At 34.7% G+C, this 15,111-nt stretch carries 21 protein-coding genes and 2 pseudogenes; 6 read left to right on the top strand and 17 right to left on the bottom strand.

Going from position 1 to position 15,111, the window contains the following annotated elements:
* On the bottom strand, window positions 1-257 hold a 257-nt coding region (locus ACI3K6_RS23090; RefSeq protein ID WP_435556663.1), incomplete at its 3' end, for a transposase.
* A gap of 89 nt (window positions 258-346) precedes the next feature.
* Window positions 347-847 carry an arsinothricin resistance N-acetyltransferase ArsN1 family A gene (locus ACI3K6_RS23085; RefSeq protein WP_435556662.1) on the bottom strand — a complete coding sequence of 167 codons (501 nt, stop codon included), beginning with the start codon at window positions 845-847 and terminating at the stop codon, window positions 347-349.
* Window positions 848-971: 124 nt separating this feature from the next.
* Between ACI3K6_RS23085 and ACI3K6_RS23080 the strand changes: the two genes are divergently transcribed.
* Window positions 972-1,418 carry a MarR family winged helix-turn-helix transcriptional regulator gene (locus tag ACI3K6_RS23080; protein ID WP_435556661.1) on the top strand — a complete coding sequence of 149 codons (447 nt, stop codon included), beginning with the start codon at window positions 972-974 and terminating at the stop codon, window positions 1,416-1,418.
* Window positions 1,419-1,490: 72 nt separating this feature from the next.
* The gene (locus tag ACI3K6_RS23075; RefSeq protein ID WP_435556660.1) at window positions 1,491-2,357 is read left to right on the top strand and encodes a permease; all 867 of its coding nucleotides are present in this window, start codon (window positions 1,491-1,493) and stop codon (window positions 2,355-2,357) included.
* Between the two features lie 181 nt (window positions 2,358-2,538).
* On the opposite strand, the gene ACI3K6_RS23070 is transcribed toward ACI3K6_RS23075, so the two are convergent.
* The 6 genes from ACI3K6_RS23070 to ACI3K6_RS23045 all read right to left on the bottom strand — a co-directional run bounded on the left by ACI3K6_RS23070 (window position 2,539) and on the right by ACI3K6_RS23045 (window position 6,994).
* Complete coding sequence (locus ACI3K6_RS23070; protein WP_435556659.1) at window positions 2,539-2,709, bottom strand: hypothetical protein; 171 nt, start codon at window positions 2,707-2,709, stop codon at window positions 2,539-2,541.
* A 132-nt stretch (window positions 2,710-2,841) separates the two neighbouring features.
* Window positions 2,842-4,626 (bottom strand): arsenical pump-driving ATPase, encoded by a 1,785-nt coding sequence (arsA, locus tag ACI3K6_RS23065; protein ID WP_435556658.1) that lies wholly within the window; start codon window positions 4,624-4,626, stop codon window positions 2,842-2,844.
* 17 nt (window positions 4,627-4,643) lie between these two features.
* Entirely contained in the window at window positions 4,644-5,009 is a 366-nt protein-coding gene (arsD, locus tag ACI3K6_RS23060; RefSeq protein WP_435556657.1) for an arsenite efflux transporter metallochaperone ArsD, read from the bottom strand.
* Between the two features lie 90 nt (window positions 5,010-5,099).
* Window positions 5,100-5,522 (bottom strand): arsenate reductase (thioredoxin), encoded by a 423-nt coding sequence (arsC, locus tag ACI3K6_RS23055; protein ID WP_435556656.1) that lies wholly within the window; start codon window positions 5,520-5,522, stop codon window positions 5,100-5,102.
* A 21-nt stretch (window positions 5,523-5,543) separates the two neighbouring features.
* Complete coding sequence (arsB, locus tag ACI3K6_RS23050; RefSeq protein ID WP_435556655.1) at window positions 5,544-6,599, bottom strand: ACR3 family arsenite efflux transporter; 1,056 nt, start codon at window positions 6,597-6,599, stop codon at window positions 5,544-5,546.
* 26 nt (window positions 6,600-6,625) lie between these two features.
* Window positions 6,626-6,994 carry an ArsR/SmtB family transcription factor gene (locus tag ACI3K6_RS23045; RefSeq protein WP_435556654.1) on the bottom strand — a complete coding sequence of 123 codons (369 nt, stop codon included), beginning with the start codon at window positions 6,992-6,994 and terminating at the stop codon, window positions 6,626-6,628.
* Window positions 6,995-7,183: 189 nt separating this feature from the next.
* Here ACI3K6_RS23045 and ACI3K6_RS23040 point away from each other — a divergent pair, with 189 nt between their 5' ends.
* Window positions 7,184-7,945 (top strand): SagB/ThcOx family dehydrogenase, encoded by a 762-nt coding sequence (locus ACI3K6_RS23040; protein WP_435556653.1) that lies wholly within the window; start codon window positions 7,184-7,186, stop codon window positions 7,943-7,945.
* 110 nt (window positions 7,946-8,055) lie between these two features.
* Entirely contained in the window at window positions 8,056-8,292 is a 237-nt protein-coding gene (locus ACI3K6_RS23035) for a hypothetical protein (protein ID WP_435556652.1), read from the top strand.
* A 440-nt stretch (window positions 8,293-8,732) separates the two neighbouring features.
* On the opposite strand, the gene ACI3K6_RS23030 is transcribed toward ACI3K6_RS23035, so the two are convergent.
* The 6 genes and pseudogenes from ACI3K6_RS23030 to ACI3K6_RS23515 form a co-directional block, all read right to left on the bottom strand.
* Window positions 8,733-9,137, bottom strand: a complete 405-nt coding sequence (locus ACI3K6_RS23030; RefSeq protein ID WP_435556651.1) for a VOC family protein — start codon at window positions 9,135-9,137, stop codon at window positions 8,733-8,735.
* A gap of 354 nt (window positions 9,138-9,491) precedes the next feature.
* Window positions 9,492-9,863 carry an iron chaperone gene (locus tag ACI3K6_RS23025; RefSeq protein ID WP_435556650.1) on the bottom strand — a complete coding sequence of 124 codons (372 nt, stop codon included), beginning with the start codon at window positions 9,861-9,863 and terminating at the stop codon, window positions 9,492-9,494.
* 95 nt (window positions 9,864-9,958) lie between these two features.
* Window positions 9,959-10,084, bottom strand: a pseudogene (locus tag ACI3K6_RS23020) (helicase); the annotation flags it as partial.
* Window positions 10,075-11,433, bottom strand: coding sequence for an SMI1/KNR4 family protein (locus tag ACI3K6_RS23015; protein WP_435556649.1), 1,359 nt, complete (start codon window positions 11,431-11,433; stop codon window positions 10,075-10,077). The pseudogene ACI3K6_RS23020 and the gene ACI3K6_RS23015, both read right to left, overlap by 10 nt.
* A 23-nt stretch (window positions 11,434-11,456) precedes the next feature.
* Window positions 11,457-11,810 (bottom strand): RNA polymerase sigma factor, encoded by a 354-nt coding sequence (locus tag ACI3K6_RS23010; protein ID WP_435556648.1) that lies wholly within the window; start codon window positions 11,808-11,810, stop codon window positions 11,457-11,459.
* Between the two features lie 9 nt (window positions 11,811-11,819).
* Window positions 11,820-11,921 carry a hypothetical protein gene (locus ACI3K6_RS23515; RefSeq protein ID WP_472850927.1) on the bottom strand — a complete coding sequence of 34 codons (102 nt, stop codon included), beginning with the start codon at window positions 11,919-11,921 and terminating at the stop codon, window positions 11,820-11,822.
* 262 nt (window positions 11,922-12,183) lie between these two features.
* On the opposite strand from ACI3K6_RS23515, the gene ACI3K6_RS23005 reads away from it, so the two are divergent.
* Window positions 12,184-12,675 (top strand): FUSC family protein, encoded by a 492-nt coding sequence (locus ACI3K6_RS23005; protein ID WP_435556647.1) that lies wholly within the window; start codon window positions 12,184-12,186, stop codon window positions 12,673-12,675.
* Between the two features lie 178 nt (window positions 12,676-12,853).
* Here ACI3K6_RS23005 and ACI3K6_RS23000 read toward each other — a convergent pair whose 3' ends face one another.
* Complete coding sequence (locus tag ACI3K6_RS23000; RefSeq protein WP_435556646.1) at window positions 12,854-13,174, bottom strand: hypothetical protein; 321 nt, start codon at window positions 13,172-13,174, stop codon at window positions 12,854-12,856.
* A 247-nt stretch (window positions 13,175-13,421) separates the two neighbouring features.
* Here ACI3K6_RS23000 and ACI3K6_RS22995 point away from each other — a divergent pair.
* A pseudogene (locus tag ACI3K6_RS22995) lies at window positions 13,422-14,130 on the top strand (tyrosine-type recombinase/integrase); the annotation flags it as partial.
* A gap of 125 nt (window positions 14,131-14,255) precedes the next feature.
* Here the strand turns inward: ACI3K6_RS22995 and ACI3K6_RS22990 are convergent.
* Both ACI3K6_RS22990 and ACI3K6_RS22985 read right to left on the bottom strand, forming a co-directional pair.
* The gene (locus ACI3K6_RS22990) at window positions 14,256-14,666 is read right to left on the bottom strand and encodes a hypothetical protein (RefSeq protein WP_435556645.1); all 411 of its coding nucleotides are present in this window, start codon (window positions 14,664-14,666) and stop codon (window positions 14,256-14,258) included.
* Window positions 14,659-14,880, bottom strand: coding sequence for a helix-turn-helix transcriptional regulator (locus ACI3K6_RS22985; RefSeq protein ID WP_335482018.1), 222 nt, complete (start codon window positions 14,878-14,880; stop codon window positions 14,659-14,661). The genes ACI3K6_RS22990 and ACI3K6_RS22985 overlap by 8 nt, the downstream gene beginning before the upstream one ends.
* Between the last annotated feature and the right edge of the window lie 231 nt (window positions 14,881-15,111).

Raw genomic sequence — 15,111 nt, 5'->3', positions numbered from 1 at the left:
TTGAATATCGCCGCTGCATCGTAAGATGATGTACCCGTTTCGTTCATATAATTTAGTACACCAATTTTATACTCAAGGGAATAGTTTGTATAGTTTTTTTGGAAAGCTTCAATCCCTTGTTGTTCGTAAAGTCGAATCCATCCGCTTAAAATACAGGAGGCTACCTTTGCTTCCTGAGCAATATCATTTATTGATTCGTTCCCATTTACATACCGTAAAACAATCTTTATTCTCTCTTCTCCAGTAAATTTGGCCATAAAAAAACCCCCGTAAATGTCAGATTGGTGTCTAACATTTACGGGGCATATCATTATCATCCTAGCTTTTTCTTTATGAACATATGGAATTAATCAAAAACCTTTTCCATTATCATTACATCAACAAATTGACCATCTAATTTACCTTGTTTTTTTAAAACTCCCACCTCTCGATAACCGCTCTTTCTATAAAGGCCCTGACCAAGTTTATTAAATGGGAATGTAAATAAAACGATTTTATAAAAGTTATTTTTTAAAGCAAGTTGTTCCACTTTTTTGAGTAGTAAGGAGCCGGCTCCCTTCCCTCTAAAATCCCGTTTAATATAGATAGATAAATCTGCTACTCCATCATATGCGCATCGATTAGAATACGGATTTAAAGAAGCCCATCCAACCACTTCATTATCATTTTCAATTACTGTTACCGCATAACGTCCATTATGATTGTTGAACCATTTAGTCATATATTCAATATCTTTCGGATCTTCCTCTAATGTTGCAATCCTGTCTTCGATTCCTTGATTATAAATGTTTAATAAAGATTCCAAGTCTGCCATAGAAGCTATCCTCGTTCGAAATGTTAGTTTCATATTAATCCCCCACTTAAATATTTGATTTATATATAGTATAAAAAAAAGTTCATTAATTTAGGAAGAAAAAGGTTGCAAATTGCAAATAAATTATATATAAATAAATCAGAGGTGGTGAAACTATATGGAAACTCTTCGTGAATTGTTCCAAGTCATGACAAGAAGATTTGGCCTATTAAATAGAAACTGCTGTCAGGTCGGTGGAACGGAAATATCTGTTGTCCAAAGTCATATCCTTTATGAACTGCTTCGAGGTGACAAACCTTCGATGCAACAGGTCGCAGATACACTTGGGATGGATATTACCACGTTTAGCAGGCAGATACAAACTTTAGTGAAAATGGAGTTAGTTCTAAAAACACCACTCCCTGAGGACCGTCGAATCTATCAATTATCCTTAACTGCACAAGGAAAATATGTTGCAGCAAAGATCGATGCAGAAATGAACCAGTATCTTAACGAAGTATTTTCAAATATGAGTGAGTTTGAGCGGGATATGGTGATAAAATCAGTTAAGCTTCTAAATGAGGCTATGTCCAAGTCTACTGTTTGTTGTAAACCGTTGTTTTGAGCAAGAATTACTTGCTCTTTTAATTTAAATTAATACTTGCAAATTACAAATAATGAGGAGATGATTATTTTAATGTGGCCTGAAATATTTCATAGTTTTTTATCAATCGCACTGGAGCTAACCATATTGTTCATTGGAATTTCCCTTCTAATTAGTCTCTTACAAGGTGTCATTCCATACAAAAAGATGGAACGAATAATGGAAAAAAGTCATCCATTGGTAAGTGCTCTTTTCGCACTGGGATTTGCTTTTATAACTCCTTTTTGTTCCTGTTCTACTATTCCAGTTGTAGTGAATCTTCTAAACAAAAAAATGCGTTTTGGAATCGTATTGATTTTCTTATTTGCCTCCCCTGTTCTGGATCCAACCATCATTACACTAATGGCAGCTGTACTAGGGGTTAAAGTGGCAGCTGCTTATACAGTTATTACTTCTATTCTTTCTGTCATCATTGGTTTTTCCTTAGAAAAATTTGGTTTTGAAGCACAAATAAAAAATGTTGTCGTTACAGGTTTTCATGAACAGAATATAAAATTTGACCTCAAAGCAACTTTAATGGAAACTGTACAACTAATGAAGACTGTTTATCCTTATTTATTATTTGGTGCATTCATTGGTGCTTTCATTCATGGAGCTGTTCCGACAAGTTGGATTTCAACATTTTTGGGAGGTGATAAGTGGTGGCTGGTACCTATCGCAGCAATTATTGGCATACCTCTATACATTAGACTTTCTACCATGATTCCTATTTCTCAGATCATGATTGCTAAAGGGATGGCACTTGGTCCAGTTATGGCACTATTGATTAGCTCAGCTGGCGCAAGTTTGCCAGAATTAACGCTGTTGAACAGCATCTTTAAAAAGAAGCTTGTTTATGCTTTCATAGCTTCAGTATTTACGATGTCTACACTATCTGGATTTCTATTTTACATTATTTAAAAGGGAGAGAACGATTTATGAGTATTCTTAAAAGCCTATTTGGAAAAAAAGGAAGCACATGCTGCAATGTTAAAATTGAGGAAGTAAAGGATCAACCACAAGCAAATCAAAAAAATAGCTGCTGTAAATAAGAAACAAGGGTCTGACGGTGTCAGACCCTTGTTTCTATAACGGCTTCATTTTAACAACAGTCACTTTCATTTCCTAATAAAACGAGTCCATTTTTCTCTTGGCTAAAGTCTAAAATCACATTTTCTGTGTATGGTTCGATGTTAAAATCGATGGCCACCAATATTTCATTTATGGTGACTACTTGATCATTTTCATCTGGCTCATCCAGAGCCAGTCCCACTTGTGGCTTTCCTCAGCTAAAACCTGCAAAATACACTCGAATATTTTTGGCTTCGTGTTGTTGAAGGATCTGTTTCAATACATCACGTGCCTGATCTGTAATATTCATTTGTTCAACTCCTCAAATAGTAACTTAAGAACCTTCATGCATGGTTGCTAAGTATTTTAACGTTTCATCCCCTTTATTCTCTTCACTCAATAGAGGTACTATGGCACATTTTTCTGCCAATTCTTTCTGAACCTTTTTAATCCATTTGTTCTCAGACAGTGCTCTCCCCTTTAATACAGGATCTATTGTAACAGTAACGTTTAGACTTTGGTTAATGACCCACCATTTTGGAACAATGTCTGCCCTTTTTAAATCTTCTTGTAATCGACTAGCTTCCAAAACCGGAGTGGCTTCTGCAAGCGTTACTATAACCACGCCGGTTTCTTTTGGATTTCTTAATCGTGGAAGTAACATTTTGACACTTTCTGGAATCTCTCCAGTTGAACGTGCTAATTCTTTATGGTATGAATGTGCCGCATCTAAAAGGAGTAAAGTGTGTCCTGTTGGTGCAGTATCAATTACAACAAATTCATCTTTTGATCCTGCAACAACTTCTGCAAATGCACGAAATACGGCTATTTCTTCTGTACAAGGTGAGTTTAGATCTTCTTGAATATACTCGATTGCTTCTTCATCGAGTTCGTTACTTACTCTGGAAAGTACTTCTGCCTTGTAAGCCTCTACTTCTTCCTTAGGATTAATTCGGCTGATAGTTAATTTGTCATTCCATTCACTGTCTCTAAAAATAAACTCTAAATGAGCTGCTGGGTCTGTTGTCGTTAAGTGAACTTTATGACCCTTTTCAAACAACCCGACTGCTATGGCAGAAGCGATCATTGTTTTACCGACTCCTCCCTTACCCATCGTAAAAATGACTCTGGCGTTGTTAGCTGAAAAGTCCTCAATCACTTTGCTTAAGCCTGCCAAATTGATGGTCTCATTTTCAAGATCTGGTAGGCTGGCAGTCAATGTATAGAGTTTAGATAAATGCCTCAAATTTTTGACACCTGTCAAGGAATATGAAACAAACGGCAATGAATAGGTAACAACTTGTTTTAAGTCACTAGGTATCTTCTTTATTGCATTCCGTTGCCGTTGATATAACGAAGATGAAATTTTATCTTTAGGCAGAAAGGATTGCATGAATCCATTAATAATCAAAGTTTGGTTCTTAATACCGATTTCCTTCAATTCTATTGATGCACGATCGGCTTCTAATAAAGAAGCTTCATCCGGCCTTGCTACTAGAATTAATGTAGTCTTAGTTGAATCAGAAAGAGCCTCCATTGTAGCAGAATAAATCTGCTTCTTTTCAGATAATCCAGAAAGAGGTCCAAGACAAGAAGCACCATGAGTGCTTTCTTCTAAAAATCCACTCCAAGCAGTCGGTAACTGAAGCAAGCGAAGTGTATGGCCAGTAGGAGCTGTATCAAAAATGATATGTTCATAGGCATCAACAACTGATGAATCTGAGAGCAAATTTGTAAATTCATCAAAAGCAGCGATTTCAACCGTACATGCTCCAGACATTTGTTCCTCCATTGTCGCAACCACTGAATCTGGAAGCTTTCCACGGTATGGCCCAATTATCCTGTCTCGATAACTTCTCGCTGCTTCTTCTGGATCAAGGTTACAAGCAAATAGGTTTGGAACATTGGGAATTGCTATTGGAGTATTCGTTAGCCCAATTTCTAATACATCCTGTAAGTTGGACGCAGGATCCGTGCTAACAAGTAATACTTTTTTGCCTTCATCTGCAAAAGATACAGCTGTTGCGCAAGCAGTGGAGGTTTTACCGACCCCTCCCTTTCCTGTAAAGAATAAAAACTTTGTTTTACTTACATATTTCGTATCGAACGATTGAAACATGTTATCACACTTCTTTCTTATTTCAGTGGATTAAGTTCAATGGTTAAACCTGACTTAGATTTTACAATGAGTTCTTCAGCGTTAACACCGAACCATTCAGCCAGTTCTAAATTGGTCGGGTAAGAACTAATTTTGACAATCTTTCCTTCCACTAAGATGATCGGTAGGGAATCTGGACCTTTTTCATGAAGGATTTTGTTTACATCATGATTCTCAACAAATTTGGCAGGTTCAGTTCCAAGGTTATATCGTTTAATATCAAACCCTTTTTTCGCTAATAAAAAGATAGCAGTTGCAATCCTTGCTAATTCAGGGTCAACACTTGGTCCGCACACACCAGTTGGACAACACAAAGCAGGATCAAAGATTTCTACTTTACTCATAACACAGCCTCCAAAAATATAAGTATTTACTTATATAAAATGTAAAGTGAATGCCAAGAAGATTTACACCCTTGGCTATTCCCTTCTTTGTTACTCTCCAGTTTCAGCAAATTGCTTAATTCGCTCTCCAATTTCATCACGAACTCGCTGAAAGAATGCCCATTTTTCTTCCTCAGTTCCTTGAGCTTTTGCCGGATCATCAAATCCCCAATGCTCCCTCTTAATACTCGGTGGTGTAACGGGACATTTGTCAGCCGCATCTCCGCATAAGGTTACTACTAAATCCGAGCTGTTTAAATATTCAGGGTCAATTAGATCAGAGGTTTGATTGGAAATATCCATTCCAGCTTCTTTCATCGCTTTTACCGCATTTGGGTTTAAGCCATGTGTTTCAATGCCAGCGCTTCTTACCTCCCAGTTATCACTTAAGTATTTTTTTGCCCATCCTTCAGCCATTTGACTTCTGCAGGAATTACCCGTGCATAAAAAGTATATTTTCTTTTTGTTTTCCATGTTGAGTTCCACCTTTTTATTTTAGGATGTTGATTCAGTAAAATATTTTCGCCTAAACCATAAGGCCACATTAACCAGGGCTATCATAACAGGGACCTCTACAAGAGGGCCAATAACAGCAGCAAATGCTGCACCTGAATGGATCCCGAATACTCCAACGGCTACAGCAATCGCTAACTCAAAGTTGTTGCTACCGGCTGTAAAGGCAAGAGTGGTGGTAACGGGATAACCCGCCCCAATCTTTCTTCCAAGGAAGAAGGAAACAAAGAACATGATGACAAAGTAAATGAATAATGGGATCGCAACACGAACTACATCCAATGGCAAGCTAACAATGACGTCACCTTTTAACGAGAACATGATAATGATGGTAAACAGTAATGCAATCAATGTTATCGGGCTAATTTTAGGGATAAACACCTTTTCATACCACTGTCTTCCCTTAGCCTTTACCAATGTGAAGCGTGTAATCATTCCAGCAATAAAAGGAATTCCCAGATAGATAAAGACGGATTTGGCTACTTCCATCATCGTAATGTTTACAACTGCCCCCTGAATTCCTAACCATTGTGGAATGATTGTCACAAACATATAGGCATATACAGAGAAAAACAGCATTTGGAAGATGGAGTTGAATGCCACTAAGCCAGCAGCGTATTCCGTATCTCCTTTAGCCAGATCATTCCAAACAATGACCATCGCAATACAACGCGCCAAACCAATCATAATCAAACCAACCATATATTCTGGTTTATCAGGCAGAAAGATTATAGCTAATAAAAACATTAGTACAGGCCCTATAATCCAGTTCTGTATAAGGGATAAAACTAGGACTTTTACATCTTTAAAAACTCGCCCCATTTCCTCATATCGTACTTTCGCTAAAGGAGGAAACATCATTAAAATTAAGCCGATTGCAAGCGGGATGGATGTAGATCCTACCTGCAAGCTGTTCATTCCATCTACAAATCTCGGAGAAACAAACCCCAGCCCAATACCTATTGCCATTGCTAGAAAAATCCAAAGGGTTAAGTATCGATCTAAGAACGAGAGACGTTTCTTTTCTGAATTACTCATTTTTTCACTTCCTATTTACATTTAAGCTAGCAGCCACATCGGAGTGTTGGATTGCTTTTTTCAATTAGTTTGATTTTATCTCTTTGGTCTGAAACGTTTTCCAAAATATCTAGAAGAAGTCCATATAGCTCGTTTTGTTGGTTCAGGGAATAATAAATCCACTGTCCTCTTCTCTCTTCCTTCACCAGCCCAGCATCTTTCAATTTTCGTAAATGTTGGCTGATGGATGGCTGACTTGTATCAAATACTTCTTGGAATTCGCAAACACAGCACTCTCGCTGTTTTAAAATAGCCATCATTGTTAATCTTGTTTTATCACCTAATAATTTTAGGACATTTGCGGCTTTTTCTAATTCAACTATTGAATGCAACAATACATTTCCTCCATTTCGCATAAATATATAACTATTTACTTATATATTAGCCCAGGAAAAACATTAATTCAAGTCCTTTAATGTAAAGTAAACATTACAATTTAGTTTGTATGGAGTTTGTGAACAATTACGTAACTATGATACATTTCACAGAAGTTTATACCTAAACGGGTATATTATTGACGCAATGACATCATGGGAGGTTCTAACATGGGACGATATGAACAGCAAAGAAGTTTTTTAAAGTCTAACTTTCTTGAATTTAAACAAATTAAAACAGATAAAATAAAGGGTCTGCCAAAACCACCGACAGTTAAGCCTTATCCCTCCTCTCCCAGTATTATTGAACTACCTGAAGTGAACGAGACGGTCCTAAAAACGGAAAATATTTATCATTGTATGAAGGAAAGAAGGAGTACACGATTTTATTCTGAGGACAGCCTAAGTCTTGATGAGTTATCCTATTTATTATGGGCTACTCAAGGGATTTCTGGCACCAATAAGGCTGGTTATACCCTTCGGACTGTACCGTGCAGTGGTGCCACACATACGTTTGAAACCTATTTATTCATTATGCGGGTAGAAGGAATTCAACAAGGAATCTATAGATATCTTCCGGTAGAGCACAAACTCTTATTTATGTTTGAATTGGATGAAATAGATTACAAAATTGATGCTATTACTCTAGATCAGCCTTTTGTGCCCAATTTTGCAAAGAAGGCAGCAGTGGTATTTGCATGGAGTACTATTCCCTATCGTTCGGAATGGAAGTATGACATTTCTGCCCATAAAAAAATTCTTATTGATATTGGACATGTATCACAAAATCTTTACTTAGCAAGTGAATCCATTGATGCTGGAGCTTGTGCGATTGGTATCTATGATCAAAAGCTGATTGATGATGTATTAAGGTTAGATGGAGATGATGAATTTGTCCTTTTCCTTGGTGCTGTAGGGAAAAAAAGAAAATAATATCATGGAAGATTAAAAGTTAAATATCTTGTAACATTTACCCCGTAGAGTATATAAAAACCATTGTAAAATAAAATTGTAGGTAAAAATTTCATGCGGAGGTAATGTAAATGAAGAAGAAATTAGTCACTAGTACTTTTACTTTGCTCTTACTTCTTGGTTTGGGAACTGGAGTCATGGCCGCAACAAACAAGCTTCAGTGCAATGTGGGAGATTTTAAAAATATGCTCCCTATGATGCAAGAAAAGAATCCTAACTTAAGTGAAAAACAGTTGAAAGAAGTTCATAAAGACTGTGTAGCTAAAATGAAAAAAGAAACTGGTATGGATTGTATGAATAATAATTAAGAGCCAAGAGAATTCTGTATGGAATCCAATTTGATAAGAAGAACTTGACGGCTGACAAATAGGCAGCCGATACCTCACAACGCATTAAGAAAATATCAAAATTAGAATTTTTCTACAGTGTGAAAAAGCAGTTCAAATTTGAACTGCTTTTTTCTGTGTCTAATTCTATGTTCAATTAATTAAATAGAGCATCTTAATAATCCATATAAAACAATGGAAAAAAATACTAAGTTTCCATTATGAAATTTTTATATTATTAATTCAAAGAGACAGACCTGATTTTCTTCTATAAGTTAAGCTGCCCATTACTTCAATAAGAAAAGAGCATTGCCCCTTGATAAAGCAAAGCTCCCTTTAAGTGCATTTCTTCACAGACTATTTGATAACAGTGAAAGTTTATTTTTCGATTATGAACTAAATAGGAACTATTTGTATATCGGTTATATTCCTCTGTTATCCCTTAGTTCAACTATTGTACCTTCAGGTGCAATTAATTTACACAAATAGCCATTTTCCACTTGATAAATTTCTTCTCCATTTTTCAGTATAAAATCATAACCCAATTGTTTAATAGTTTGGACTTCTTTAACTAAGTCATCTACCCATATACAAAAATGATTGATCCCCTGTGTTTTTGGATTTACATAATTAAGATTCTCATCTAATTTACCAGTTTGAAGCTCCATATAGAATGCACCTAATTTTAACCAAGAGTTATAGTAACGATTATGGAAATTAGGAAATTCTTCGATTAATTCAAAACCAAGAATATCCCTATAAAATTTTAAGGATTCTTCGTAATTATTCGTTTGTATACAAATATGGTGAACAAATTTTGTTGTCATTTTTCTCTCCTTTAGTTTTCTACTTCTATTAAGGATAATACAATATTTCTAGTTTTTCTTCTGAAATATTCTGCTCTTTAGCTTAATAAGAAAATGAGAGGCCACATTACTGTAAATTGTACTCCTCTCCCCTCACGAAACCGTTCTTGCGCTATTAACGCACACGGCTCCTCCTATCATCATTTTCCCCTTTTGTTTAAGTATAAATATTCACAATGTTTTCTTCATCTTAACAAGTTCTCTCTTAAATGTCTTCGGACGTAACCTAAAGACGCCTTCTTATTCAAGAAAAGCGTAAATTGTGAAAGATCAGTAGTACATGTCTTGTTAAACTAACAAATTATTCCTTCTTTTTTATTTGACCTTCCGCTTTCCTTTGTTTTCATCAACTCTAAATTTTACTATTTGACTTATTAATTCATAAGGGATGGGTTTTCCAATTGGGAATTGAACTGCACCTTTTGAGGTCTTATATCCCGATAATTCATGTTTAAAAGTATTAATACCACTTGGAGTTGGATAAAACCCTATGTGGTTATTGAATGCAGCAAAATGAACGAGATTTCCATCCAATACAAAAGTAGGCATTCGATAGCTTATTTTTTCCTCAGCATCTGGTGCTGATTCTTTTATAACCTTTCTTAATGTTTTTAGTATTTCTTGAATCTCTTGAGGAAATTGTAAAATATACTCTTCAATTGATTTAGGAATAATGGTTTGTTCCATAATATTTCTCCTTTTCTAAATCTAAATTTTAAAATAAATCTATAAATATTTGTTCTCCTTGATTATTATCCTCTTTGAACACTGCAATCGCATCAAGAAGTCGTAAATTTATCATCGGCAAACAGTCTTTCCCCATACCCATTCATCAAAATGGAGTATTGTTGCAATTTTTGAATAAGCTGCAATTTCGTAAGTCCGCCAACCTCTACAGTTAATAAAATATATTTATGTTTTGTATAACATTCTCTAAGGTCAGTATCCGCTTTTTTAACACTTGCTTAGAACGTAATTTAACAAGAAAATCAATAAAATCCGATTTTGATGGAAGACCTGAGATATCATAAGGAAATTTATTATTTACGACCTTCTCATAGACATACTTTTCTAATGCGTGAATCACAGTCACTTCATGCCTTTCTTCTAAAGATGTCCACCTTTTTATGTCGTCCCATGAAAAGTTTGACATTACGAAAAGTTTGTCCCAGTCTTCTGTCACAGGAAATTTAACATGATTCTCCATCCACGAAATAACATCCCTTGAATGAAACTCACCTAGATGTGAAAGTGCTTCGTACCCAGTTATCTTTTTATTAGATTCTTGTTCAAGAAAATTAAATACTAAAGTTAGTCCATCATCCTTACTTAAACACATTGAAGTTAGATAGGAACGTAATCTAGTATCCATAATATCTTGCTTTCCTTCCCACAGACTTCTAACCCATTTCTCTGCGTAATTTCCTAAAACTCTTCCAATAACCTCACATATTACCTTCTGGTCTTTAAATGAATCTTTTTTATCTAGTTCTTCTAAAAGGTAATCAAATAAATCATTTCTATTGAATTTCCTGAGAAAATCGATTGATTCTACATCTAATTTCTCTCGATAAATAGCAAAAGCTATTAGCTGTTCCATGTTATTTTTCACATCATCTAAGGTTGTTTCTGAAAATGACTCAAACCAATTTTTCCACTTAGCTGCTGCTGTACTTGTAGTGTCTAACCCCGTATCGCTTAGAAAATATTCAAACTGCCATTTTTCACTACCAATACACCCAAGTTCTGTTATCCTAAATAAATAATCGATAAATGAATCCGCAATATAAGTAACAGTGTCTTCTTCATGGTCCCAATAAACAACTGGTTTCTCATCACTCTCAATAGACATATCAAACGCATATATATCTCCGTTTCCGACATGAGAAAACTCTAATTTCCCTCTAAGTGTCGCTCCGTAATCTTCTCCGTCTTCTATAAGTTCGTCAGCTAACATATTTAAATTTTGAAGGAAGTCAATATTCCAATTTACCTCTCCAGAAAATATTTCATTAAATTCACTTGGAATTATGGTATCTTCAGAAAATGAGTAATAAAACGAAAGTGATGTTCCTAAGTTAATTAAAATGTATTTATACGATGGAGGTAATTGATACCCTAACTCTTTTTCTTTAGCTTCAATCTCCTGTATCGTTGCTTTTTTTCCAATTTCAATTGGATGAACAATGCCGTTATTGTTCTCTAATTTTTGTATTATTTGCTCCCATTTTGATAAAAGGAAGGTAATATCCTTCATTCACTTCACCCCGCCTCGGCAACTTATTTTAATAATAATTCAATGGGCAGTAGATAAACAGTGTTAATTTCATTTTGTTGTTCATTGTATAATTTATAAACAATCGTATCCTCATTTATAAAATTAAACTGCTTAATTAGATAATTCAATCTAAAGATAACTTTTAATAATATTAAATTGTTCGATATATCCTCATCCTCAAAACCGATAAACTCTTTGTAATGCGGTTTTAACTCAATCACTTTCTTATTTTTCCGAACAAGTTCAATTGCACAGTTGATGGCAATTTTGATTAACCAAGTCTTGAAAAACTCAGGGTTTTTCAATGTATTAATGTTTTTAAACGAACGGTATGCTGTCTCCTGAACTACATCCAATACATCATTTTAATTTTTCACATAAGTGAAAGCCATTCGGTATATATCATCCTGATATTGCTGAAACAGCTTAAGAAACGCTTGGTCATCGCCCTTTTGAGCCCTTTTTATTAAACGGATAATGGTTGTTCCTCCTCTTTATTTATGCCTTATATCTATTAGATAAATAAACCTTTCATTGAGCTTCAATTTTTAATATTTTTCATAATAAAAAACCGTCGTATTAGAACGGTCATTCATATTAATATAAAAGCTAGGATAAACTTTATTATGGAAGCAAAGCGAAATACGAACCAATAATTCCGCATTGTGTTCCTACCAGCTAGAAGTGATTATTTCCTGCACGAAAAAATAATAATGATTGAGGTTTCCTATGGAATTACAGAAAAACCAATTTTTAAATAAAAATTTATCTATACTAGCGTGGAAATTATCTATAGGCTCTATTCTATCCTGGGAATTATCAAAACTTTTAGGCTCCCACCATCCTTATTTATCTCCACTTTCTGTCATCCTAACTATTCAATCTACAATGGATAAAACGATTAGTCTTTCTATAAAACGTATGATGGGCACGATTATCGGATTAATTGTTACAGTTTTTATAGCAAGACATTTACCCATTGAGGGTTGGAGCCTAGGAATTTTAATTCTTTTAGGTTGTTACATCTCCATGTTTTTAAAATTGGACAAAAAAGTTCTTCATCAAGTCTCACTTACAATCCTATTTGTTTTTGTTTTTGAACACCAATCAAAGATTTATGCAATGGATAGGTCGAGAGACACACTAATCGGTGTATTGGTTGCAGGAATCCTTCAATTACTTTGGTTTCGAATATTTTTACGAAAAACTAGATCGCACTAAATTTACATTTTGAGACACGTTTTCCTTCAAATATGACTTAAAAGGGAGATTATTAATCCCTTTCTTTCTTCAACTAACCTGACCGATAGTTGAACAAGAAAAAAAGACCGCCGCAGCGATCCTCATCTTTAACTCTTGCACCCATTAGCTTAAAAAGAAATTTGAAATAAATGTATGCTTAATGCCTTTTTTCTTCCCAGGTCTTCATTAAATCTCTGTGAAATTCCTTTGGCTTTTCAATATAAAACCAATCGATGGAATGGGCAGGAGTTGGTATCCATTTCTTTCGACGGATTCTAATCTTTTCGTGATATGTATAGTGCGGATAAATCACGGTTGACTTCATACCTCTTACATTGGAATATTGAATACTTTCAATCTCTTCCCAATAGACTATATTTCCTCGTAAGTCTATTACAATTCCTTCATTATCCCAAAAAAATCCCTTACCCTGTCTTCTTTTTCTTAAGAGATAAATCGAATACCCTAAAAATAACAATGAAAAAAACATCCCAACAATTGAGTAGAATATATTTGAGAGAATGTCTAGTAATCCCATAAAACAAAATGAAAAAAACATTATTCCACCAATAAACATTAAAGCGAATATTGGATACAAAGAAATTTTATACATTCTCAATTGTTCCAAATATAACAACACCTTTTTAGATTTGCTTTGTTGTTATTTTATCAGTTTTTCTTCTTGAACTAAACTGCTCAGATAGTTTGTAAATATTGAATCTGTGACGACTGATCGGTTAAAGGAATATTTAGCAAAATCCAGTGAACACCTAAAGCCATCAAGTTTAGCTCATCGGATTCGATTCATTAAATCTATATTCCGTTGGTCACACGAGGAAGGACATATTCTCAAAAACACAGCAGCGAAAATCAAAGAACCTAAACAAGGAAAACGAATTCCTAAATTCTTAACGGAGAGAGAAATTGAACATTTGAGGGAAGCGTGTTCCACTCCTATGGAAAAGGCATTATTCGAATTTATGTTTTCGACTGGTTGTAGAATAGGAGAAATTGTTTTGCTTGAAAAGAATTGTATTAATTGGTCAAATCGTTCCGCGATAGTCCTTGGTAAGGGAGATAAGGAAAGGGAAGTCTACTTTAATATACGCTGTGAAATCTGGCTGAAACGATACTTAGACCTTCGCCAGGATAAAGACCCAGCTATTTTTGTTACTGAACGGCACCCACATAGAATAGTATTGGAGTATTGGACAGATGAGGTACATCATAAAACGAATTTCCATTCGGGCAGTGATCAACAAAGAAATTCATCCACACCAACTACGCCACAGCTATGCCACACACCTATTGAACAATGGAGCTCCCATTGATGTTATTCAAAGTTAACTAGGGCACAAAAAAAGTGAGACCACTACGATCTATGCTCAGTTAAGTGGGAGTATTAGAAGAGAATTTTATAGAAAATATTTTTAGAATTGGATGGCAAAAGGCAACGGATATTTCCGCTGCCTTTTCACTATTGCACCCGTTACTTTAAGTACAATCTTTCACAAACTTACTATAATCGTCAATAGTTTAATAAGATTGTAAATTCTTTCTTATAATCGCTTTGTTACAAAAGCTCCAAAACCAATTATAATGTATAAAACCATCAAGCAAACGATTAACATACCCGTTTCAATTAAGTAGACACCCATTGAGTATAAAATTAATAAAGCAGCTCCACTACCAAAAAGTACAACATAAAGTACAATCAACAAATAACGTTTCATCAGTATTACACTTCGTTCATCAAACTCCGGAACATTTCCATTTCTCTTTTTATTCCACATAGAAAAAAATAAAAAGATGATTATACCTAAGATTGAACCTACTGCCATTGGAATAGTCAAATCATAGTTGTATTCACCAGTTTCTTTCCCAATAATATAAATTCCTAAATAACCACCTATCCCTACACATCCAATTATAAATGCAGAAATAAGTATAAATATGATTTTATTATTCACCATCATCACCCTTTGATCTTTCTAAATAAAACAATTCCTCAATTGGTACATCAAAATATTCTATTAATTTTAAAGCCAACTCTAGACTGGGATTATATTTATTCTTCTCAATCGCATTCACCGTTTGACGTGTAATTTGTAAATCTTCAGCCATTTTCACCTGTGTTATACCCTTTTTTATTCTTATATCCCGGATATGATTTATCACTTTCATTAATAACCCTCCAAAGTAAGGAGTAAAGATATCTTTACATTGATTATAAAAAAATAACAACTGAATGTAAAGATATATTTACACTCAGTTGCTTTCTATTTATTGTCCTAACCTGCCCCGTTCGTATTATAAGGTTAGCCAGAATGCTAAAAATTTCTGGTTGACCTTATTTATTTTGGTCTTATTATATCAGTAGCCAGGGTAGAACGTAACTGCCCGTGGGGATCGACC

It is taken from the genome of Neobacillus solisequens, assembly GCF_051233465.1.
GTDB lineage: Bacteria > Bacillota > Bacilli > Bacillales > Cytobacillaceae > Neobacillus.
This window is presented reverse-complemented; position numbering and strand designations above follow the sequence as displayed.